The sequence below is a fragment of the Dokdonia sinensis genome (assembly GCF_003688895.1).
GTDB lineage: Bacteria > Bacteroidota > Bacteroidia > Flavobacteriales > Flavobacteriaceae > Dokdonia > Dokdonia sinensis.
Window position 1 is genome coordinate 23,668 of sequence record NZ_REFV01000006.1, and the last position, 22,324, is coordinate 45,991.

Below are 22,324 nucleotides of genomic sequence, written 5' to 3' on the forward strand. Positions count from 1 at the left end.
AACTATTCTGAAGAATGAAATATTACGCTTTACTTGCTTCCGTAAGCCTTATTTTTGCGAGCTGTAATCAAAAACAAAACCGTCCCTTGACAAAAAATATAAAGCCGCCTGTCGCCGAAAAGAAACCTACAAACCTAGAAAAGCACGGAGACATACGAGTAGACGACTATTTCTGGATGAATGAACGTGATAGTCCCGAGGTCATAGATTATCTTGAGCGCGAGAACGACTATTACGATAAGATGACGGCTCATACTAAGGATTTTCAAAAAGACCTTTTTGAGGAAATGAAAGGGCGTATTAAGGAAGATGATGCCTCGGTTCCTTATAAAAATAACGGCTATTGGTATTATACCCGTTTTGAGACTGGAAAGGGTTATCCTATACTTTGTCGTAAGAAGGACTCCTTAGAAAACGAGGAGATCATTGTTTTTGATAATAATGTAATGGCAGAAGGTGAGTCCTATTTTAGCCAGGCAGGATATAGTATTTCTGATGATAATAAAATTGCAGCTTTTGGCGTAGATACCGTGAGTAGACGGCAATACACCATCCGCTTTAAGGATCTTGAAACTGGTACATTATTTTCAGAGAAAATTGAAAATACTACGGGAAGTGCTGTTTGGGCAAACGATAATAAAACCGTCTATTATTCTCGTAAAGACCCGGAGACATTGCGTTCTAATCAAATTTTTAAGCATATTCTAGGAACAGACCCATCTAAGGATGAGTTAGTTTTTCAAGAAGATGACGAGACTTTTTATAGCTACGTTTATAAGTCAAAGTCAAAGAAATACATCATTATAGGGTCAAGTAGTACGCTTACGAGTGAATACCGTTTTGCGTCTGCAGAAAGCGGTACATCAGATTTTAAAGTTTTCCAATCCCGCACACGCGGTTTGGAGTATAGCATCGCTCATTACGAAGATTTCTTTTACGTAATGACAAATATGGATGATGCCACTAACTTTAAACTAATGAAAACTCCCATTACTGCAACCGAAAGTGGCAACTGGACAGAAGTGATACCGCATCGCAAGGACATACTGCTGGAGGATATCGATATTTTCAAGGACTTTCTTGTAGTAAGCGAGCGGGCAAACGGTCTGAATAAAATCAGAATTATGCGCTGGGATGAAATGGCAGATTATTACTTGCCCTTTGATAATGAAACCTATACCGCATACCCTACGACAAACATTGATTTTGACACGGCGACACTACGCTACGCATACAATGCGCTTAACACGCCAAGTTCTGTCATTGAGTTTGATATGAACACACAGGAGAAGACCGTACTCAAGGAGCAAGAAGTACTAGGCGGAAATTTTGATAAGGACAATTATGTAATGGAGCGCATCTGGGCAACGGCCAGCGATGGTGGTAAGATTCCAGTTTCTATTATTTATCATAAAGACACTAAGAAGGATGGAAGCGCTCCGCTATTGCAATATGCTTATGGAAGTTACGGTAGCACGACAGACCCTTCATTTTCTACCACTAGGCTTTCACTTTTAGACAGAGGATTTATATATGCCATTGCTCACGTGCGTGGCGGAGAGTATCTCGGGAGACCTTGGTATGAAGATGGAAAACTGCTTAAGAAGAAAAATACGTTCACAGATTTTATTGATGTTTCAAAACACCTCATTGCGCGTGACTATACTTCGGCAGATCATTTGTATGCTTATGGTGGTAGCGCTGGAGGTCTTTTGATGGGAGCTATTGTAAATATGGCGCCAGAGTTATATAATGGCGTTCTTGCGGCAGTTCCTTTTGTCGATGTGGTCACGACAATGCTGGACGATAGTATTCCGCTTACGACAGGGGAGTATGATGAGTGGGGAAATCCTAATGATAAAGAGTTCTATGATTATATGAAGAGTTATAGTCCTTATGATAACGCTTTCGCGAAAGCGTACCCAAACATATTTGTTACCACGGGATATCACGATAGCCAAGTGCAATACTGGGAGCCTGCCAAATGGGTTGCAAAATTGCGTGATACAAACACCGCGGACACCCAGATTTTATTTCACGTAAATATGGAAGCAGGGCACGGGGGAGCATCGGGACGCTTTGAAGCACTAAAAGAAATCGCCGAAGACTTTGCTTTTCTACTTGATTTAGAGAATATTACAGAATAATAATGAACAAAAGCTGTTCATAAATGGGTGTTAACGCAAACCCAACAACCGTTTCGTTTTAAAAATTTGTGTTATTTTTGTCGCGATTTGTGCTTTGTAACCAACCTATTATGCAAGCACAGTATCTAACCTAAACGTATGGACGAAAAACTTCAAGTGTTTGATAATGTGTTACAACTTGTAGGTAACACACCTCTTATTAAACTCAACAAGATAACTAAAGATTTTGATGGAGATTTCTACGCAAAAGTAGAAGCATTCAATCCAGGACACTCTTCTAAAGACCGTATCGCCCTTCATATTATAGAGGAAGCAGAGCGTGCGGGTGTATTGAAACCTGGAGATACCATCATTGAGACTACTTCGGGTAATACTGGTTTTAGTATTGCTATGGTAAGTATTATCAAAGGCTATGAATGTATCCTCGCGGTAAGTTCAAAATCTTCTCCGGATAAGATAGACGCCCTTAAAGCGATGGGAGCTAAGGTATATGTATGTCCAGCACACGTAAGCGCAGATGATCCTAGGTCTTATTATAGTGTAGCAAAAAGGTTACACGAGGAGATGAAAGGTTCTGTGTATATCAATCAGTACTTTAATAGTTCTAATATAGATGCTCACTTTGCTACGACGGGTCCAGAAATCTGGAACCAGACTAAGGGAGAGATCACACACCTCATAGCTTGTAGCGGTACCGGCGGAACAATTTCTGGTACAGCGCGCTATCTTAAGTCTCAAAATAAGGATATCCAGATCATCGGTATCGATGCTTATGGATCTGTGATACAGAAATACCACGAGACTAGAGAGTTTGACGCGTCAGAGATTTACCCGTATCGCATTGAAGGATTAGGGAAAAATTTAATCCCGTCGGCTACAGATTTTGATTATATAGATCGTTTTGTAAAAGTTACTGATGAGGAGAGTGCACACTCCGCAAGAGAGATTGCAACAACAGAGGGGCTTTTTGTAGGGTACACAAGCGGCGCTGCCGTTCAGGGAGTAAAGCAACTTGCTGCCGAAGGTGTTTTTAATAAAGACAGCAAAGTTGTCGTAATCTTCCCAGACCACGGGAGTCGGTATATGAGTAAAGTCTTTAGTGATAAGTGGATGTCTGAACAAGGTTTCTTTGACAGTCAGACAAAAGAAGAAGCTCAAGCGATAGAATACGTTAAATAGAATTATGGTTTTCATCATACAGAAACTCCCGCTTTTTAAGTGGGAGTTTTTGGTTTCAGAACTTTTGAACGTACAAATGTGATTAGGTAGAGATTGCAAAATTATGTAGTTTTGCGCTTCGATTGAAAATTTGACTATGGCGGATTTATTTGACAAAATTTATAAGGACAAAGGGCCTTTAGGGAAGTGGGCATCAGTAGCAGAAGGGTATTTTGTTTTCCCTAAACTAGAAGGACCTATTTCAAATAGAATGGGATTCCAAGGGAAAGAAGTTATCACTTGGAGTGTCAACGATTATTTAGGACTGGCTAACCGTCCAGAAGTGAGAGCTGTAGATGCTCAGGCAGCTGCAGATTATGGAAGTGCGTATCCTATGGGAGCACGTATGATGAGTGGTCATACAGAATTGCACGAACAACTTCAAAATGAACTTGCAGAATTTGTAAAAAAGGATGCCGCGTATCTGCTCAATTTTGGATATCAAGGAATACTATCTACTATCGATGCTTTAGTGAGTAAAGACGATATAATTGTTTACGATGTAGATTCTCACGCTTGTATTATAGACGGCGTACGACTCCATATGGGAAAACGTTTTACATACGTGCACAACGATATGGAAAGCATCGAAAAAAATCTGGAACGAGCAACTAAACTTGCCGAACAGACAGGTGGAGGAATTTTACTGATCTCTGAGGGCGTTTTTGGAATGCGAGGAGAGCAGGGGAAATTAAAAGAAATAGTCGCTTTAAAGAAAAAATATAATTTCAGACTCCTTGTAGATGATGCACATGGTTTTGGAACGTTAGGAGCAACTGGTGCAGGAGCTGGAGAAGAGCAAGGAGTTCAGGATGAAATTGACGTATACTTTGCCACTTTTGCAAAGTCTATGGCAAGTACAGGAGCATTTATTGCAGCAGACCAAGAAATTATAGATTTCTTAAAGTATAACTTGCGCTCACAGATGTTTGCCAAGTCCTTACAGATGCAACTCGTTGTAGGTGCTTTAAAGCGTCTTGATATGCTGCGCACAATGCCAGAGCTTCGCGAGAAGTTATGGGAGAATGTAGACGCTCTGCAAGGCGGACTTAAGAAAAGAGGTTTTGACATAGGCACAACACAATCTTGTGTGACACCAGTGTATCTTAAAGGAAGTATTCCTGAAGCAATGGCTCTTGTTAAGGATTTACGTGAAAACCACGGTGTTTTTTGCTCTATTGTAGTGTATCCGGTAATTCCAAAAGGGTTAATCCTACTTCGTATGATTCCTACCGCTTCGCATACTTTGCAAGACGTAGAAGAAACATTAGATGCTTTTGATTCAATTCGTGAGCGTTTAGAGAATGGAACTTACAAGAGACTTTCGGCGAGTGTAGCCGCTGCTTTTGAGTAGTAATTGAAATATCTCATAATATTTAAGACCGTTTAGTAAACACTAAACGGTCTTTCTTTTTGTATCTCTATCGTTTTGTACAAATACTTTATGTTTACAGGGATATTTTGATGTTAAGGATATTGGTTTGAGAGTTCGAAACGCTATAATATCTTTCTAATGTTTTTCCGCTTTCGCGAAAGCATACATCTTCCCAAAAGAAATCTTACATTTATAGGGAAATTATATTCCTTTGAACAAAAATTATTTTCTTCTCTTAGTTATAGCCACTTTAAGCCTGTATGTAAATGCACAGGAAATCTCTCCATTGGTTACGTTTAATGGCAATTTTGATTACAAGGCTTTTGGAAATACGATGAACCTTCAAGAGAATGGAGGAGGAGGCGCCTGCGATATTCTAGCCGAAAGTGCCGCCACTTTTGAACTTGAGGATGATCAATTTGTGCAAGCGGCCTATTTATATTGGGCTGGAACCGGAACAGGAGATTTTGATGTAGCTTTAAATGGTATTCCTATTACAGCGAGCCGAACTTTTGAAGATAGTATAGATGAAAATAGAGTGTTTTTTGCAGCATTTTATGATGTGACCGAAATACTTCAAAATCAAGGACCAGGAGATTACACCCTGAGCGAGCTTGACGTAAGCGATCAGATTCCTGCCTATTGCCCATCTGGGACAAACTTTGCTGGGTGGGCTATTACAGTCATCTTTAGGGATTTTGATTTACCACTCAATCAGGTAAATGTTTTTGATGGATTGCAAAGTGTCTCTTCTACGGTAAACACTTTAGAAATAGAGCTCGAAAATCTGAATGTTATAGATAATGAAGATGCCAAAATAGGTTTTATAGCTTGGGAGGGTGACGCAGGTCTTGCAGTGAACGAAACGTTATCTATAAATGGAAATCTTTTAAGCAATGCGCCTCTTAATCCAGAGAATAATCAGTTTAACGGTACTAATAGTTTTACGGGTGCAAATGATCTCTATAATATGGATATTGACTTTTACGATATAGAAGATAATATAAATATTGGGGATATGAGTGCGACGATCCAGCTTACTTCAGGACAAGACTTTGTAATGATAAATAACATTATTACAGTCCTGAACTCTACGTTGCCAGATGCGCTCATTGCATTAGATAATGCAACGGTTGAGTGTCAGGCAAGAGACGTGTTTGTCACTTATACCGTTTCTAATGAAGGAACTGAAGCACTACCAGCAAATACACCTATTGCCTTTTATGCAAATGAAATTCTAGTGGGAAATGCAACCACCACCGCTGTCATTGGAATAGGTGAAAACCTTACAGGAACCGCTACGATAGTTATTCCTACATCTATTCCAGATGAGTTTGACCTCATTGCCGTGGTAGATGATACAGGTAACGGTACTGGAATCGTAAATGAAACGAATGAAGATAACAATGAATCAGAGCCGCTCGAGGTCAATTTTAACAGTGTTTTTATTGCTGCGCCCCCACAGGATTTTATAGTTTGTGATGATGCGAGCAATGATGGTGTCGAAATTTTTGACTTTACATCAAATGCCACCTTAGCCATAGGTGATCAGACGAATGTAACGCTTACTTATCATTTTACTCAAGAAGATGCAGATAACGGTGTAAATCCCATAAATAATCCAGAAGCATTTGAAAATAGTGAGAATCCTCAAGATATTTTTATACGATTGGAATTATATGCAGACACGAGTTGTTTTGCGTCTGTACCTTTTATGCTTGAGGTAATTCCATTACCTATAATTGAAGCACTAGATAATACCGAAGTATGTGATGATGAGAGCAACGATGGTGTTGCCATATTTGATTTGACATTTCAGAACGAAACTATTTTAAATGGGCAATCGGAAGTTATAATTACATTTCACTTATCCGAAGAGGATGCGCTTTCTGGTGAAAATCCAATCGCAGATCCTGAGACCTATGAGAATATTGCAAGCCCGCAAATAATTTATGTACGTCTTACAAGTAGACGTTTAGAAGGGTGTATTGCTGTAAGTAGCTTTACCATTGAGGTAGATGACATTGCGGTGGTGCAAAATTCGCTAGAGGATTTAATTCGTTGTGATGGACTAGAAAATGATGGTGTAGACACCTTTGACCTCAGTATAAATGAAGCACTTGCGACTGGAAATCAAACAGATGTTGTAGTAACCTTTCATATTTCACAGGAGGATGCAAACGCAGGCATAGATGCCGTACTGAACCCTTCTGATTTTACAAACACGAGCAATCCGCAGACCATTTTTTTAAGAATTGTTCAAGATGAAGACAATGTCTGTTTCTCGACAGATTCATTTTTACTTAAAATTTTTGAGCAGCCTATAATCCCAGTACTTAATAACCAGCGTGTTTGTGATGATATTTCTAATGATGGCGTTTCTCAGTTTGACTTGACCCTTCAAGAGAGTGAAGTTTTGAACAATCAAGAAGAGTTTGTTATTTCATATCACCTACTTACAAATGAAGCGCTCACGGGAGATAATCCTATAAATACGGACGAAATTTATACAAACATTACAAATCCCCAAGAGATATTTGTGCGTCTTGAGAACCCGTTAGATCGAGATTGTTTTGACGTAAAAAGTTTTATGCTTTTTGTAGATGCAACGGCACCTACAATCACACTTCCAGATATTGTGCAATGTAATGAAGGTTTTGAAAGGTCGATTTTTGATCTATCAGAAAATATAGACGATTTAAATCTGGACGCACAGGAATTTGTAGAGGGATATTATTTCAATGCGCTTGACGCTTTGAATCAGGAAAATCCCATTGAAAACCCCTTTAATTATACAAACACCACCTCTCCAGAGACTGTTTTTATAAGGATAGATGATGATAATCCAGACACTTGTTATCGTCTTGCAAAATTCGATATTTCCATTGAGAACTGCCCACCTTTTGTTCCAGATGGCTTTTCGCCAAACAACGATGGCGTAAATGATACATTTGAAATCACAGGTATTCAAAATGTTTTTGATTATAGACTATTTATCTATTCGCGATTAGGAAATCTCATTTTTGAAGGTTCTATGGATGATGGATTTTGGGATGGCACTCCCAACAAGGGCTTTGGTGGGAGTGAGTTGCCCACGGGAACATATTTTTATGTATTGAAATTGTATACAGATGATTATGACGATATAACAGGATGGGTTTATCTAAATAGATAGGAAAATACATCTTAAAATAACGTTAATTTCGCTAGATTTGTCGCCCAAGATAAATTATGACATTTAAAGATCTAAACCTCGACAAATTTTTATGGAATGCCCTGGACGACTTAGGTTTTGAAACACCTACTCCCATTCAGGAACAAGCGTTTTCACCAGTGATGTCAGGTCGTGATGTTGTGGGAATTGCCCAAACAGGTACGGGTAAAACTTTTGCTTATATGCTGCCTATATTACGCAGCTTGCCTTACAGCCGCCAGGACCACCCCAGAGTTCTGATCTTGGTTCCTACTCGTGAACTTGTCGTTCAGGTCGTAGAGGAAATTGAAAAACTCGCAACTTATATAGACGTGCGCGTAGCTGGGGTTTATGGAGGAGTAAATATAAATCGTCATAAAGAGCTTGTTTCTCTAGGTCAAGATATTATTGTAGCAACACCTGGTAGATTATATGATCTGGCTGTGAGCCGTGTGCTTCAGCTTAAATCTATCCAGAAAATTGTTATAGATGAGGTAGACGTGATGCTGGATTTAGGTTTCCGCCCGCAGCTGATGAATATTTTTGACATTCTTCCCAAACGTAGACAACATATTATGTTTTCGGCAACGATGACGGAGGATGTAGATGCTCTTATATCTGATTTTTTTAGTAATCCAGAACAGATAGCTGTTGCCGCTAGTGGAACACCGTTAGAAAATATTACTCAAAAACGATACGAGGCACCTAACTTTTATTCTAAAGTAAATTTACTTCTGGAGGAGTTAGCTTTCGCGAAAGCGTACCCAAAAGTATTACTCTTTACAAGGGATAAGCGTATGGCAGACAGGCTATATAAAATCCTCGAAGAAGCATTCCCAGGACAAACGGATGTCATACACTCTAATAAAACACAGAATTACCGCCTAAACAGTATCGGTCGTTTTGCCGAAGGTAAAGTACGATTACTTATTGCAACAGATTTGATGGCGCGGGGACTAGATATAGATGATATTACGCACGTGATTAATGTTGATGTTCCTAAATATGCTGAAAATTACTTGCACCGCATAGGCCGTACAGGTCGTGCAGAACGTCAGGGAACCACAATTGTATTTTCTACACCTGCAGAGCAGGATAATCTCGAAGGTATTGAGGAATTGATGGATTTTAAAATTCCGTTACAAAAATGGCCAGCGCACGTGTCATTTTCTAAAGAGCTTACACCAGAAGAGCGTCCAGAAGCAAAGGAAATATTTAATCCCCACAAGTGGAATAGTAATGATGAGGATGCTCCAGGACCAGCATTTCACGCAAAAAGTGAGAAAAATAGTAAGATAAACCAAGGAGGATCGTATCGTCGTGAGATTGCACAAAAATACAAGAAGCCCAAAACTAGAGGTGATAAAAATTATAACAGAAGAAACAAGAAGTAGTAATGCGCAGATGGATTTACGTGTTTTGCTTTTTTAGTATAACCACATTATTTTTAGGAAGTTGTATAAACAGAAATAGAGGAGAAGTAGGCCCTTATTATAAGCCTATGGAAATTGTCAAACTTTCTGATCATAATTACATTCACACTTCGTTTATGAAGCTAGAAAGCGGGGCTTTTGTTCCTTGTAATGGCTTTATCTATGTGAATGACGGATCTGCAATTATTTTTGATACACCGCTCAACGATTCTATTTCTAGGCAATTAATTGATTTTGTTCAAGAAGATTTAGGTGCAAAAATTGAAGGTGTTGTTATTAATCACTTTCATAAAGATGCTGCGGGTGGTTTGAACGCTTTTGCAAAAGCAAATATCCCATCTTATGCTTCTGAACAAACAGCAAACTTACTCGTTAGAGATTCGCTAGAAATCACCAACCCCTTTACTGAACGTCAAACGGTGGTCATCAAAGGTGATACTATATATAACAGCTATTATGGTGCTGCACATACTCGTGATAATATTGTGTCCTATATTCCATCACAGCAAACGATAGTTGGTGGATGTATGATAAAAAGTCTGAATGCTGGAAAAGGAAATTTAGCAGATGCCGATGTTACAATGTGGTCAGAAACTGTAACCAAAATTAAAATTGCTTATCCTGATGCAAGCTTAGTGATTCCTGGTCACGGAATGTACGGAGGTCAGGAGTTACTGGACTATACTATTAATCTGTTCCAACCCACTCAGGACAAAGTCGTTGGTAATTTAGAATAATTCCAAAAGTCTTTCGAAGTATCTTTCCCTTATGAACTCGAACTCGAACTCGAACTCGAACTCGAACTTGAACTCGAAAAACTAATTTTAAACTGCACCGAGGTGCTTTTGATATGGAAAACAATAAAAAAAGGGGAGGAGATGCTCCCATAGCTTGTGACTTAGAAGCAGGAAAGAAATACTCGTGGTGTACCTGCGGGCATAGTGAGAATCAACCTTTTTGTGACGGTGGCCACAGAGCTGCCGAAAGCACCCCAAACCTACGCTTTGAAGCAGAAGAAACAAAAACCTACTACATCTGTACGTGTAAGCTTACCAAGAATCCACCATTTTGCGATGGGTCGCATCAGTGATATAATTATCCTATGAGAAACATAGTAATCTTTATTCTTTTATTGACTGTTTGCCACAATGTAAAAGGACAGTTTATTAAAAGTACTTCTATAAAAGCATCTGTGGGTTTGGGCATTACAATACCCAATGAAGATTATGATATTAATGGTAACGGTGTCTATGCCCAAGGTGAATATGTTTTAGAAGTTTCTAAATGGATTGACTTAAGACCTTATGCTGGCTTTATTTATACAAGTAAAGATAGCGACGATGTTGAAGATGGGGAGCTAGAATTTGACGTTACGTCAAGAGCATTTTTATTGGGAGGAAAAATTAGACTTACGATTCCTATACCTTACGTGGCGCCTTATTTTGAATTAGGAGCTGGAGCTTCCTTTGGATCATTCACGACATTTACACCTACGATATTTCTTGAAAAAAATGGGGTAATTCCTCACGTCCCTATAACCTTAGGCTTAGAGCTAGGAAAGAGTAGGAAGGTTGATTTGGCTTTTGTATACTACCTTCAGGATAGCGTTGAGCAGGTAGCCGGTGCCGCAGCTATTGGTATATCTTTTCCGTTAGGAGTAAGTAAATAAGTCTAAGTAGTTAGGCCCAACTCACCAGCCTTCTCCATCATAAACTTACGGGCGGCCTCATATTCATTAGGAATTATCCCTTCTAAAATAGCTTCTTTAATAGCCTCTTTTAAAATCCCAATCTCACGGGAAGGTTTAAGATTAAACGTCTCCATGATTTCTTCTCCAGAAACGGGCGGCTGAAAATTGCGTATGTGGTCACGCTCCTCAACTTCTTTCATCTTTTCTCTTACAACTTTAAAGTTGTTATGGTAGCGTTTGAAGCGCTTGGGATTTTTTGTAGTAATGTCTGCTTCACACAAGGTCATTAAGTCTTCTATGTAATCACCTGCGTCAAAAATGAGTCTGCGCACTGCACTGTCTGTAACAAACTCTTCTGAAATAACGATAGGGCGGGAGCTCATCAACACCATTTTCTGGACAAATTTCATTTTGTCGTTTAGTGGCATCTTAAGGCGTTTAAATAGTTTATAAACCATCTTTGCACCTACAAACTCGTGTCCGTGAAAGGTCCAGCCTACTTTCTTACTAAAGCGCTTTGTAGGCGCTTTCCCTATATCATGTAACAATGCCGCCCAGCGCAACCAGACATCATCCGTATTCTTTGAGATATTGTCTACAACTTCTAGTGTATGATAAAAATTGTCTTTATGTTTCTGACCTTCTACCTCGTCTATCCCTTTGAGTGCAACAAGTTCTGGGAGGATATGTTTTAGCAAGCCTGTATTTTCCAGCAGAAGAAAACCTTTAGAAGGTGTATTGCTTAAGAGTATTTTATGAAGCTCTGTGACGATGCGCTCATTTGTGATGATTTTAATTCTCTCAGCATTGCGAGTAATTGCTTCTAAAGATTGTCGCTCTATTATAAAATCAAGTTGAGTGGCAAATCGTATCGCTCGGAGCATACGCAACGGATCATCGCTATAGGTAATATCTGGGTTTGTTGGCGTTCTTATGATACCTCTCTCTAAATCTGAAATACCGTTAAAGGGATCCAGGAGCTGCCCGAATGTTTTAGCGTTTAATGATATTGCTAGCGCGTTTATCGTAAAGTCTCTTCGATTTTGATCGTCTTGTAACGTGCCGCTTTCTACTTCTGGATTTCGGCTGTCTTCGGAATAGGATTCTTTTCTGGCGCCTACAAACTCTACTTCGATATCTTCTGAGTGTAGCATTGCGGTGCCGTAGGTTTTAAAGACTTGTACTTTTGGCTTGTTGGGTAAGAGTTGTGAAACCTTTCGCGCAAGCGTAATACCATTTCCTACAGCTACTACGTCAATATCCTTTGCATCACCGCGCTTTAAGATATAATCTCTAACATAACCACCTATAACATAGGTTTCTAGGTTTAGTTCATCTGCCGCCTGTGCAATGATTTTAAAAATAGGTTTTGTGATGGCGTTTTTGTAATCGGGCATTCGTAGGATATTGGGAGGTACTTATTTACGTATTACGGTCACTTTGCCATCTTTTGTTAATTTAATAACAGCAGATGGTTTTGAAGATTTTTTGTTCTTATGAAGGTCTACAATATAATCTACCCCTTCTAAAATGACGGGACTTATTTCTTTAAAGGACATAGGTGTAGTTTCTCCAACCACGTTTGCACTTGTACTCACGATAGGTTTACGGAATTTTTTTACCAGAAAATTGCAAAATTTCTCTCTACATACGCGAAAGCCTAACGTATTATCTGCCGCTACAACATTCTGAGCAATTCGGATAGGATCTTCTAGAACAAGTGTTGTTGGTTTTCCAGCAAACTTTAGGATGTCATAAGCTACTTCTGGAATTTCTTCTACAAACATATTGAGCATTTTGTAATCGCTCACAAGACATATAAGTGGCATATCTTGTGTGCGCTGCTTTAATTTATAAACGCGGTCTACAGCATCTGCATTGGTCGCGTCACAGCCTATTCCCCATACTGTATCTGTGGGGTAGAGTATGAGCCCTCCTCTTTTTAATACAGCAAGCGCTTCGTCGTGTAGTTTTTTCATTAAAATTATTTTAGTTTCAGGTTTAAGATAGATAGTCCATCGTTTTCTGATAGAAGTCCCTGTTAATTTCTCTAGATTCCTCTAAAACTCCCGAATATGAAACAGCCTTTTTCAGATCTGCTTCAAAGTTGTCAAAGGTACTTATTATAGGTTGATGCTTAAGGTCAAAAAACTTAGAAGTTGTCGGAATGGCTACTGTTTTTCTACCAAGTAATGTAGCCCAATAAATTGCGTGATAGCTATTTGACACTATGGTCTCACATTTTCCTATCATCTCGACCATGGCCTCGATACTACTGGTGTTAGAAGTAGATGGATATTTAGAAAGACTGCTCACTAAGTTTTGGTCTTTTATGGAATTATGATTAAAAATTACGCCTACATCGTGCGTTATATTAAAATCTCTGTCAAAGATAGTATGAAGACAACTTACACAAGGTACATAAAGATTTTTCATAGAATAATCCCTAGTTCCCGCAAGGCCAAAGGCACTCATATCTATATAATAAGAATTTACCTTACCCCATAATGCTCGATTTGTTTCATTGTGTCCAGCTCCCCAAATGACGATCTTCTTTCCGCGCTCTGCAAGTGTTTGAAAAAGTTCCATTTGCATTTTAAAATGTCTGATGTTTAAAAGTCCGCCGCCTCCAACAATCAGAGCGTTTTCAGAGATTGCATCTGCCCAAGCATCGCGTTTGCTTTTGCTTACAACTCTAAAGTCTGATAGGTGTAATGACTTACCTTTTAGGGTGTCGAAGTAGTGGTGTGGGCCGCTGTAGTAATCACCTACGTTAGTTGGATTTACGACGTGTACATTGCGTATATCGTTATGCTGCTGTTTTTTATCTAGAACTTTTTGTACTACATACTCTTTTCTTCTCGCGCTATCCAGCATAGGAAAAACAGAACCGATAATTTTTTTGATAGCCATAATCCCTATTTTTACCCTGAGAAGCCAATGGTATTTTGACGTTCTAAATTATTTTATTTAATGAAAACTGCACTCTTACTTTCTACTTACAACTGGCCCGAAGCTCTGGAGCTTATACTTAAAAGTATTCAGATTCAAACGCAGGCGCCAGATGAACTCGTGATAGCAGATGATGGATCAACAACCGAAACTAAAGATCTTATTGATACATTTAGAACACAAGTGTCATATCCTGTAAACCATATTTGGCACGAAGATAATGGATTTCAAAAATCTATTATTCTCAATAAAGCAGTCGCAGCTATAAATGCGGATTATATTATACAGGTAGATGGGGACTGTATTTTACACAATAAGTTTGTTGCAGATCATATCGCTTTCGCGAAAGCGAACCAATACCTATATGGCAGCCGCGTAAATATTAAAGAAGAATTTGCCCAAAGCATTGTATCTGAAGGAAAAATCAATTTCAATTTACGTTCTAAGCAGATAAAAAATAAAATGCGGACCATTCACTCCCCAGTCCTAAGTAATTTTTTTAAACCTCAGCAAAAAATATCTAAAAAACTAAGAGGATGTAACGTTTCCTACTGGCGTAGTGATTTTATCGCTGCAAATGGTTATAACGAGGATATGACAGGTTGGGGAAAAGAGGATTCGGAATTTATACTAAGACTCGTTAATGCAGGAATAAAAGGAAGGCGTTTGCGCTATCGTGGAATTGTATTTCATATTTGGCACAAGATATCTTCAAAACAGCGATTGTCTATTAATGAGGACATCCAGCAAGAAACCATAGCCATGAATAAAACGAGTTGTGAGAACGGAGTAAATAAATATCTGTAGGTGGTTCTGACCATTCATTACAGGGTTTTTAAGAATAACCCACCAAGCTCAAAAGTTTATTAGAACAATTATTAGGATACTTTACTGAAGACAAATGGATTAGAGTCATATTTTTCCCTCTCATTCATAATTTCCAACTGTACTTAGTAAATTAGTACGGCTCTAATATCTCTTCTATATTATACTGTTATTTCTTGTAGCTTTGCCTCTGTGAATATAGTTTTTTCAATTACATATAAAGGCAATAAAGACGCTATACAGCGTAGCATTAAAAATTTTGAAACGCAAGGCAAAAAATTTGATGATCGTAACCGCAATGCTATAAAGTTATTTAACATTGATGGGAATGTGGTGAATATAAAGTCCTTTAAAATCCCCAATATAATTAATCGTGTCGCATACAAATTTATTCGTTCCTCTAAAGCCCAACGTTCGTTTGAGTATGCCCATAAACTATTAGAAAAACAAATACACACACCATTACCTATTGCATATTTTGAGGAAAAATCAGGATTTACCTTTGGTAGGAGTTATTATGTGAGTGAACATTTGGATTGTGATCTTACGTATCGTGATTTAATTGATAACTCGCCGTATGCAGGAAATGAGGACATACTTGCGGCATTTGCCAGATTTACCTATGAGCTTCATAAAAAAGAAATCTATTTTTTAGACCACTCTCCAGGAAACACGCTTATTAAAATCAAGGAAGATGGTTATGAGTTTTATCTAGTAGACCTAAATCGGATGAAATTTGGATCTATGGATTTTAAAACGCGTATGAAGAACTTTGAGCGTTTATCTAAAATAGAATCACAAGTCAAGATAATGGCAACCGCATATGCAACTGCAAGTGGTGAGGATAGTGACTTAGTATTTGGAGCTATGTGGGAGGGAATACAAGGTTTTCAAGAACGATTTCATAAAAAACAAAACTTCAAGAAAAAATTAAAATTCTGGAAAAAAGAAAAAACCGCCTAGACTTAAATCCAGACGGCTTTATCTTAATGTTTAAACGTTATTCTAATTAACCGAAAGCATAGACAAAAACTTATCTAAATTAGGTAAGATCACGATTCGAGTTCTACGGTTAATGGCACGACTGTCACTATCTACATTTTCTACAATAGGGTGGTAACTACTTCTTCCTGCTGCAATCAGTTTTGCAGGGTCTACGTTATATTTATCCTGTAACTCACGTACAATGGCCGTACTACGCTCGACGCTAAGCTCCCAGTTATCTTTTATGTAAGCTCCTTGTTTTACAGTACGATTATCTGTGTGGCCTTCAACTAATACTTCAATAGAAGGTTCTGAATTTACCACATCGGCAAGACGTTGCAATAGGTCTTTTGCCTTTGAGCTTACGCGGTAGCTTCCGGAATTAAAAAGCAATTTATCAGATATGGTTATCATTACGACACTCTCCTCGATATTAATATCAATGTCATCATTTGCCATACTTTCATCTAGGTTTCTTTTTAAATTTTGAGAAACGACAATATTCATACTATCTTCTAGGGTTCGTGCATTTGCAAGTTCTGCGGGATTTGCATTTGCAAGCGCTGCATTCATTTTTTCTTTAGTAGCCTTAGACATTATAACACCGCCTTGAGTGAGGTCGTATTTAGTATCATTTTCGGCAACTAGTGTACCATTTATGTCCTTAAGCGCGTTAATCTTTGAGTTATATTCGTCTACGCGGTTTTCTATAGCGGCATATTTTGCTTCTATGGCTTCTTTTTCAACTTGTGTTTTTGTGAGTTGGACACGTGTGTCATCATAGTTACCTTGCAGTTCTGTAAATTTCTTTTTACTCACGCAAGAAGTCGTAAGTAAGGTAATAGCGATACTTGCTGTTATAAAACGGTATTTCATTTTCTTTGGATTAAATTAAAGTTCTTTTAAATAAAAAAACGCTATTCCTAGCGCTTACTATTTGAATTACGGTCAGTAGTGCGCTTTGGATTACCGTTAACAATATTTTAGCATTTCTCTTAAGCAATTTAGGATTTCATTGCAGACCATCGGAAGTACGATTATATGCTGTATATTTGCACGCAATTAATTGTTGCCTACATAGCGAGAGGATGGATATGATTCCGCTTTCGCGAAAGCGTAACAATAAACATTAATTGCTATGACTGCACACGAAAACAAGATTCTGGGAGAAGGTCTCACTTATGATGACGTACTACTTGTTCCAGCCTTCTCAGAAGTACTACCAAGAGAAGTAAGTATTAAAGCAAAATTTACACGCAACATCATTCTCAATACACCTATTGTCTCTGCTGCAATGGACACGGTGACAGAGAGTCGTATGGCCATTGCCATTGCCCGCGAAGGCGGTATAGGTGTCTTGCATAAGAATATGAGCATTGAGGCGCAGGCGATGAAAGTACGCAGAGTAAAACGTGCGGAGAGCGGTATGATCATAGACCCAGTAACCTTGCCATTAACCTCTATAGTGGCAGATGCCAAACAAGCAATGCGTGAGCACAGCATTGGAGGGATCCCTATTATAGACGATGCAGGAAAACTCCTTGGTATTGTTACTAATCGTGATTTACGTTTTGAAAGAAATAATGAGCGTCCGATAAGCGAGGTTATGACTTCAAAAAATCTTGTAACAACTTCAGAAGGAACTTCCCTTCCTGAAGCAGAAGAAATTCTTCAAGACAAAAAGATAGAAAAGCTACCCGTTGTAAAAGACGACAATACACTTGTAGGTCTCATTACCTTTAGAGATATCACAAAGCTCACCCAAAAGCCTAATGCAAATAAAGACCAATATGGTCGTCTTCGTGTTGCCGCGGCTATTGGAGTAACAGGAGACGCCGTTGAGCGTGCTGGAGCTCTTGTAAAAGCAGGAGTGGATGCTATTGTAATAGATACTGCACACGGGCATACTAAAGGTGTAGTAAGCGTGCTTAAAGAAGTAAAAGCTGCCTATCCTAATCTGGATTGTGTTGTAGGAAACATAGCAACAGGAGCAGCAGCCAAATATCTAGTAGAAGCAGGAGCAGATGCTGTAAAAGTAGGAATCGGTCCTGGTTCTATTTGTACAACTCGTGTTGTAGCTGGTGTCGGGTTCCCTCAGTTCTCTGCCGTACTAGAATGTGCAGCAGCTATAAAGGGTAGTGGAGTTCCTGTAATTGCAGATGGTGGGATACGTTACACAGGAGATATTCCTAAAGCCATCGCAGCTGGAGCAGACTGTGTGATGCTAGGATCACTACTTGCAGGAACAAAGGAATCTCCAGGGGAAACCATCATATATGAAGGACGAAAGTTTAAATCATACAGGGGAATGGGTTCTGTAGAAGCGATGAAACAAGGCTCAAAAGATCGCTATTTTCAGGATGTAGAAGATGATATTAAAAAATTAGTTCCCGAAGGAATTGTAGGTCGCGTACCGTATAAGGGTGAACTTAATGAGAGTATTCATCAGTTTGTAGGTGGTCTTAGAGCAGGAATGGGATATTGTGGGGCAAAGGATATTGATACGCTTAAGGAGACAGGTCAGTTTGTAAAAATTACTGCAAGCGGAATAAATGAAAGTCACCCACACGACGTTACAATAACTAAAGAGTCTCCTAATTATTCTAGATAATTGCGATTCTATATTATAGAAACCCGTCCTAGAGACGGGTTTAGTTTTATGGATAGTTACATTTATTAAGGTTTTAACGTAGAATGTTAAATTCATTTTAAATGTTACGCTTTCGCAAAAGTGTTAACACCATAATCCAATATCTTACGTTGAACGTATAACCATTAAACAATAATTTCTAAATATTATGGAAAACGAAAAAAGCAGTAATAACGGAATAAAAATAATAACTGGTATACTCGCAGTTTTATTAGTAGTTGCAGGTGCCTTTGCAGTAAAGTTATATCAACAAAAGGGGCAGCAAGAAGCAGAACTTAAGCAAGAAAAGAACGTCGTACTTGCAGACCTTAAGCAAATGGTAGATAAGTATGATGTAGTAATTGAAGAAAATAACTTAAAGGATACAGAACTTAACGAAGCAAGAGATCGTATAAATGCGCTTATTCTTGATGTAGAATCTAAAGATGCAACTATTGCAAGTTTAGGAAAGTACCGCACAGAAGTTTTTAAACTTCGTAAAGAGCGAGACTTCTTATTTACACAAAATGATAGTCTTCGTGGGAGTAATAAATTACTCGCAATGCGTGTAGATAGCACAAGCTATGAGCTGGAGGTGCAGCGTGGGGTAGGAGACAGTCTTACTATAGAAAATGATAAACTTGCAGAGCGCGTTAGTTTAGGTTCTGCACTTGCGGCAAATAAATTGCGTGCTACAGGTGTAATCATTCGTAGTTCAGGTAAGCTAGTAGAAAATTCTAATAACAGAAGAGTAGATAAGGTTAGAGCTTGCTACACCGTTCCTCAGAATAGACTCGCAGAAGCAGGAGATAGAATTTTATATGTACAGGTTATAGACCCAAATAACAACGTCTTAGGTGATAATAAAACAATTGATTTTGAAAGTGGCTCACTTACTTACAGCGCCATTTCAAAATTCTTTTATGAGAACCAAGCCTTGGATATTTGTGAGAATGTAAGTCCCAGAGGGGACGGCTTTGAAGAAGGCGTTTATAAAGTAAACGTATTTGATGGGGAAGCGCTTATCGCCCAAACATCATTTACAATGAAGTAAGATTAATTTTTTTATTAAATAAAGTAGGTTAAAATTCCGAGTTAGACGTCACGCCTTTCTCGGAATTTTTATGCTATACGGACACGTACCTTGGCCTTCTTTAGTCTTTTGTTATCTAGTTTTAGGAGCGTATGAACTACTTCAGACTTATGGATAGCGACGTAGGATTGATCATTTTTCACCTCTATTGTTCCTAAATGTTCTCGTTGCACTCCCGCTTGCTTCAAAAAAAATCCAGCAAGATCTCCCTTAGAAATTTTATCCTTTCTTCCTCCAGATATAGAAAGCGTTTGCCAAGGGCTAGCTTCTGGAATACTTGCTTCGGGTATAAACTCTTCATCCATTTCAGGCATAAATTCAGGTAATCGTTCATTGCGCCAATGCAGGACATAGGCCGTTCCCTCGCTATGCATACGAGCTGTACGTCCATTACGATGTGTAAATTCTTGCTCGTGTATGGGTAAGTGATAGTGAATGATAAATTGAATATCTGGCACATCAATACCACGGGCTGCAAGATCTGTTGCAAGCAGTAACTGGTGCGTACCATTTCTAAATTTTAGTAAAGATAGCTCGCGATCTCGCTGGTCCATTCCTCCATAAAAAGTTCCGTGAGCAATACCCTGCTCCTTAAGATGGTCACTTATACGAGCTATAGTATCCTTAAAATTACAAAAGATAATTCCTGGTTTGTTGCCTAAATGACAGAGTGCTTTTACGAGTGTATGTATTTTGTCTTTCTCGGGAGAAATTAAAGCTTTGATTTCTAGTTTTGTATTTGCAATATGCAGATAATCTACATCTACAGGGTTTACAAGCTTTACAAAATCTGGTATTTTTACACCCTGAGTAGCAGACGTTAGAATCTTTTTTTCTAGAGAAGGAAGTAAATTTAAAATCTCGCTCATTTCTCCTTCAAAACCTACTTCTAAGGATTTATCAAATTCGTCCAGAATTAATGTTTTTATATCCTCAACAGGAAATGTAGATCTGCGCAGGTGGTCTGCAATACGGCCTGGAGTTCCTATCAAAATTGCGGGTCTATGTTTTATGGCTTGTCTATCTGTGTTGAAGGACTGCCCACCGTAAGCTGCGTGTATTTTATATCCGGTTCCCATCTCGCGAGCTACTTGCTCTATCTGAATTGCAAGTTCACGACTTGGTACTATTATTAGTAGTTGCACTTCTTCGAGCTCAGGATCAAGTTCGGCAATGGTGGGAAGGAGGAAAGCTAGTGTTTTTCCTGTCCCTGTGGGAGAAAGTAGGATAACTTCTTTAGACGCGTGTATGGCTAGCTGCGCTGCTTCTTGCATGTCATTAAGTTGAGAAATACCCAACTTATCTAAAATCTGCTTCTGATTTTTGTGTTCGCTTATCATAGCTGCAAAGGTAGCATTTTGGATGAGGAAGCACCACGAAGGTTCATATCATAAATTACCGAACATAAAAGTAAATGGACACATAATGACAGAAACTCCCCACAAGAACAAATAAGTGAAAAATTGCGTGATTAAAAGGAATCCGACGGATACTGTATAACACGGCTCCAATAGTGTAGGCAATGCCTCCAGCAAAAAGCCAAGTAATTCCCGCGGGGTTTAGATTTGTCATAAGCGGTTTATAAGCAAAAACGATAATCCACCCCATAATCACGTATAATATAGTAGAGAGTATGTCGAATCGTCCAGTAAAAAATAATTTAAGCAGGATCCCAAACAACGCGATTCCCCAGGAAATACTAAAGATGATCCAGCCTATCTCACCATCGAGAGTTACCAGCGTGAATGGGGTGTACGTTCCCGCAATGAGAACATAAATAGCCGCGTGGTCAAATATTTTAAGTCGATTTCGGCGTACAGGGTTTTTGGAATTGTGGTACGTGGTGGACGCAAAATAAAGTACGCACATACTAGTACCGAATATTATCAGGCTGATGGTAATTTTTATAGTTGCGCTTTCGCGAAAGCATAAAAATAACAATCCCACCACGCTCATTACAAGGCCAAAACCGTGCGTATATACATTCCATTTTTCTTCTAATGGGCTGTAATCTGCTGGCACATAAAGGTTTTGCGGCATACCGTTATTGCTTCAGAAGAAAGTCAATCTGGTCTTTAAGTCCTGTGAGTGCGGGTTCGGGGTATGAAGGATCATTGCCAGAGAGCATTACACCGTTTTCTACAAACCGAATCGTTCCCGAAGCATCCACAAGAATGAGCTTAGGGAACGCATTATTTTCAAGGTCTCGGGAAAGGTATTGCGCTGCATCAACCAGATGTTCAAAATAAAACGGTTTGCGTTCTAAAAATGTATTCACCTTATCTTTATCGTCAAAGGTGATAGCGACAAAATTTACCTTGCTTCCATAACTATCCTTTAGGTAATTTAAGTAAGGAATTTCTGTAATGCAAGGCGGGCAGTTCGTAAACCATAAATTTACGAGGGTCACCTTCCCTTTGTAATCTTCATTTCGTTTTAAATTACTATTGAGGTTGAGCAGTTCAAAGTCGGGTAGGGGTTGCTCAATCATAGCGGCTACTCCTGTGTTTATCCCTAATTCAGACGAATTAGACTGCGACAGAATAACTTCTACATTCTGGATGATGGAATCTTGTCGTACAGCCATAGAGCGTACTTTGTATGAAGCAGTTGTAAATTTAAAAGTGCTGTTTTCAGAATAATTGTTTTCTATAGATTGCAGTTCTACTTGAAAATCATCTGTGGAGTAGATTTTACCTTGAAAATTGAAATAGGTTTCTTGGGCCGCTGCGGTTAAGGAAAGAGCGCTTAGTAGAACAATAGTCCAAATTTTCATCATTTTCTT

The 22,324-nt window shown here is 38.8% G+C and carries 19 protein-coding genes; 12 read left to right on the forward strand and 7 right to left on the reverse strand.

The window, feature by feature from the left end:
- The first annotated feature begins 14 nt into the window (after positions 1 to 14).
- The 8 genes from EAX61_RS07440 to EAX61_RS07475 all read left to right on the forward strand — a co-directional run bounded on the left by EAX61_RS07440 (position 15) and on the right by EAX61_RS07475 (position 11,035).
- Positions 15 to 2,147: a S9 family peptidase gene (locus EAX61_RS07440; RefSeq protein WP_121917051.1), complete on the forward strand. Its 2,133-nt coding sequence runs from the start codon at positions 15 to 17 to the stop codon at positions 2,145 to 2,147.
- Positions 2,148 to 2,285: 138 nt separating this feature from the next.
- On the forward strand, positions 2,286 to 3,326 hold the full coding sequence (capA, locus tag EAX61_RS07445; RefSeq protein WP_121917052.1) for a cysteate synthase: 1,041 nt from the start codon (positions 2,286 to 2,288) through the stop codon (positions 3,324 to 3,326).
- A gap of 136 nt (positions 3,327 to 3,462) precedes the next feature.
- On the forward strand, positions 3,463 to 4,719 hold the full coding sequence (gene capB / locus EAX61_RS07450; protein WP_121917053.1) for a cysteate-C-fatty acyltransferase: 1,257 nt from the start codon (positions 3,463 to 3,465) through the stop codon (positions 4,717 to 4,719).
- Between the two features lie 232 nt (positions 4,720 to 4,951).
- On the forward strand, positions 4,952 to 7,915 hold the full coding sequence (locus tag EAX61_RS07455) for a T9SS type B sorting domain-containing protein (protein WP_121917054.1): 2,964 nt from the start codon (positions 4,952 to 4,954) through the stop codon (positions 7,913 to 7,915).
- 56 nt (positions 7,916 to 7,971) lie between these two features.
- A complete protein-coding gene (locus tag EAX61_RS07460; protein ID WP_121917055.1) occupies positions 7,972 to 9,327 on the forward strand; it encodes a DEAD/DEAH box helicase in 1,356 nt (451 codons plus the stop codon).
- Positions 9,328 to 9,434: 107 nt separating this feature from the next.
- Positions 9,435 to 10,103, forward strand: coding sequence for a subclass B1 metallo-beta-lactamase (gene bla, locus EAX61_RS07465; protein WP_236642002.1), 669 nt, complete (start codon positions 9,435 to 9,437; stop codon positions 10,101 to 10,103).
- 113 nt (positions 10,104 to 10,216) lie between these two features.
- Positions 10,217 to 10,456 carry a CDGSH iron-sulfur domain-containing protein gene (locus tag EAX61_RS07470; RefSeq protein ID WP_121917057.1) on the forward strand — a complete coding sequence of 80 codons (240 nt, stop codon included), beginning with the start codon at positions 10,217 to 10,219 and terminating at the stop codon, positions 10,454 to 10,456.
- 12 nt (positions 10,457 to 10,468) lie between these two features.
- Complete coding sequence (locus tag EAX61_RS07475) at positions 10,469 to 11,035, forward strand: autotransporter outer membrane beta-barrel domain-containing protein (protein WP_121917058.1); 567 nt, start codon at positions 10,469 to 10,471, stop codon at positions 11,033 to 11,035.
- 2 nt (positions 11,036 to 11,037) lie between these two features.
- Here EAX61_RS07475 and EAX61_RS07480 read toward each other — a convergent pair whose 3' ends face one another.
- The 3 genes from EAX61_RS07480 to EAX61_RS07490 are packed head-to-tail and all read right to left on the reverse strand — an operon-like array spanning position 11,038 to position 13,969.
- Positions 11,038 to 12,453 (reverse strand): CCA tRNA nucleotidyltransferase, encoded by a 1,416-nt coding sequence (locus EAX61_RS07480; RefSeq protein ID WP_121917059.1) that lies wholly within the window; start codon positions 12,451 to 12,453, stop codon positions 11,038 to 11,040.
- Between the two features lie 21 nt (positions 12,454 to 12,474).
- The gene (locus tag EAX61_RS07485; RefSeq protein WP_121917060.1) at positions 12,475 to 13,035 is read right to left on the reverse strand and encodes an L-threonylcarbamoyladenylate synthase; all 561 of its coding nucleotides are present in this window, start codon (positions 13,033 to 13,035) and stop codon (positions 12,475 to 12,477) included.
- Positions 13,036 to 13,057: 22 nt separating this feature from the next.
- Positions 13,058 to 13,969, reverse strand: coding sequence for a polysaccharide pyruvyl transferase family protein (locus tag EAX61_RS07490; RefSeq protein ID WP_121917061.1), 912 nt, complete (start codon positions 13,967 to 13,969; stop codon positions 13,058 to 13,060).
- Between the two features lie 60 nt (positions 13,970 to 14,029).
- Here EAX61_RS07490 and EAX61_RS07495 point away from each other — a divergent pair, with 60 nt between their 5' ends.
- Positions 14,030 to 14,815 carry a glycosyltransferase family 2 protein gene (locus EAX61_RS07495; protein WP_121917062.1) on the forward strand — a complete coding sequence of 262 codons (786 nt, stop codon included), beginning with the start codon at positions 14,030 to 14,032 and terminating at the stop codon, positions 14,813 to 14,815.
- Between the two features lie 210 nt (positions 14,816 to 15,025).
- On the forward strand, positions 15,026 to 15,796 hold the full coding sequence (locus EAX61_RS07500; RefSeq protein WP_121917063.1) for a lipopolysaccharide kinase InaA family protein: 771 nt from the start codon (positions 15,026 to 15,028) through the stop codon (positions 15,794 to 15,796).
- A gap of 42 nt (positions 15,797 to 15,838) precedes the next feature.
- Here EAX61_RS07500 and EAX61_RS07505 read toward each other — a convergent pair whose 3' ends face one another.
- Entirely contained in the window at positions 15,839 to 16,693 is an 855-nt protein-coding gene (locus EAX61_RS07505) for an OmpA/MotB family protein (RefSeq protein WP_121917064.1), read from the reverse strand.
- Between the two features lie 262 nt (positions 16,694 to 16,955).
- Between EAX61_RS07505 and guaB the strand changes: the two genes are divergently transcribed.
- Both guaB and EAX61_RS07515 read left to right on the forward strand, forming a co-directional pair.
- Positions 16,956 to 18,428 (forward strand): IMP dehydrogenase, encoded by a 1,473-nt coding sequence (gene guaB / locus EAX61_RS07510; protein ID WP_121917065.1) that lies wholly within the window; start codon positions 16,956 to 16,958, stop codon positions 18,426 to 18,428.
- A gap of 187 nt (positions 18,429 to 18,615) precedes the next feature.
- Positions 18,616 to 19,500 (forward strand): hypothetical protein, encoded by an 885-nt coding sequence (locus EAX61_RS07515; protein WP_121917066.1) that lies wholly within the window; start codon positions 18,616 to 18,618, stop codon positions 19,498 to 19,500.
- A 68-nt stretch (positions 19,501 to 19,568) separates the two neighbouring features.
- Here the strand turns inward: EAX61_RS07515 and EAX61_RS07520 are convergent, their stop codons facing one another.
- The 3 genes from EAX61_RS07520 to EAX61_RS07530 are packed head-to-tail and all read right to left on the reverse strand — an operon-like array spanning position 19,569 to position 22,318.
- Positions 19,569 to 20,879 (reverse strand): DEAD/DEAH box helicase, encoded by a 1,311-nt coding sequence (locus tag EAX61_RS07520; protein ID WP_121917067.1) that lies wholly within the window; start codon positions 20,877 to 20,879, stop codon positions 19,569 to 19,571.
- Positions 20,880 to 20,934: 55 nt separating this feature from the next.
- Positions 20,935 to 21,579, reverse strand: a complete 645-nt coding sequence (gene trhA / locus EAX61_RS07525) for a PAQR family membrane homeostasis protein TrhA (RefSeq protein ID WP_121917068.1) — start codon at positions 21,577 to 21,579, stop codon at positions 20,935 to 20,937.
- 4 nt (positions 21,580 to 21,583) lie between these two features.
- Complete coding sequence (locus tag EAX61_RS07530; protein ID WP_121917069.1) at positions 21,584 to 22,318, reverse strand: TlpA family protein disulfide reductase; 735 nt, start codon at positions 22,316 to 22,318, stop codon at positions 21,584 to 21,586.
- Positions 22,319 to 22,324: the final 6 nt, after the last annotated feature.

What these genes read in the sequence shown, in the direction of transcription:
- EAX61_RS07440 (WP_121917051.1), top strand. Translation starts at nt 15, where the DNA reads ATGAAATATTACGCTTTACTTGCTTCCGTAAGCCTTATTTTTGCGAGC.
- capA (WP_121917052.1), top strand. Translation starts at nt 2,286, where the DNA reads ATGGACGAAAAACTTCAAGTGTTTGATAATGTGTTACAACTTGTAGGT.
- capB (WP_121917053.1), top strand. Translation starts at nt 3,463, where the DNA reads ATGGCGGATTTATTTGACAAAATTTATAAGGACAAAGGGCCTTTAGGG.
- EAX61_RS07460 (WP_121917055.1), top strand. Translation starts at nt 7,972, where the DNA reads ATGACATTTAAAGATCTAAACCTCGACAAATTTTTATGGAATGCCCTG.
- bla (WP_236642002.1), top strand. Translation starts at nt 9,435, where the DNA reads ATGGAAATTGTCAAACTTTCTGATCATAATTACATTCACACTTCGTTT.
- EAX61_RS07470 (WP_121917057.1), top strand. Translation starts at nt 10,217, where the DNA reads ATGGAAAACAATAAAAAAAGGGGAGGAGATGCTCCCATAGCTTGTGAC.
- EAX61_RS07475 (WP_121917058.1), top strand. Translation starts at nt 10,469, where the DNA reads ATGAGAAACATAGTAATCTTTATTCTTTTATTGACTGTTTGCCACAAT.
- EAX61_RS07480 (WP_121917059.1), bottom strand. Translation starts at nt 12,453, where the DNA reads ATGCCCGATTACAAAAACGCCATCACAAAACCTATTTTTAAAATCATT.
- EAX61_RS07485 (WP_121917060.1), bottom strand. Translation starts at nt 13,035, where the DNA reads ATGAAAAAACTACACGACGAAGCGCTTGCTGTATTAAAAAGAGGAGGG.
- EAX61_RS07490 (WP_121917061.1), bottom strand. Translation starts at nt 13,969, where the DNA reads ATGGCTATCAAAAAAATTATCGGTTCTGTTTTTCCTATGCTGGATAGC.
- EAX61_RS07495 (WP_121917062.1), top strand. Translation starts at nt 14,030, where the DNA reads ATGAAAACTGCACTCTTACTTTCTACTTACAACTGGCCCGAAGCTCTG.
- EAX61_RS07505 (WP_121917064.1), bottom strand. Translation starts at nt 16,693, where the DNA reads ATGAAATACCGTTTTATAACAGCAAGTATCGCTATTACCTTACTTACG.
- guaB (WP_121917065.1), top strand. Translation starts at nt 16,956, where the DNA reads ATGACTGCACACGAAAACAAGATTCTGGGAGAAGGTCTCACTTATGAT.
- EAX61_RS07515 (WP_121917066.1), top strand. Translation starts at nt 18,616, where the DNA reads ATGGAAAACGAAAAAAGCAGTAATAACGGAATAAAAATAATAACTGGT.
- EAX61_RS07520 (WP_121917067.1), bottom strand. Translation starts at nt 20,879, where the DNA reads ATGATAAGCGAACACAAAAATCAGAAGCAGATTTTAGATAAGTTGGGT.
- trhA (WP_121917068.1), bottom strand. Translation starts at nt 21,579, where the DNA reads ATGCCGCAAAACCTTTATGTGCCAGCAGATTACAGCCCATTAGAAGAA.
- EAX61_RS07530 (WP_121917069.1), bottom strand. Translation starts at nt 22,318, where the DNA reads ATGATGAAAATTTGGACTATTGTTCTACTAAGCGCTCTTTCCTTAACC.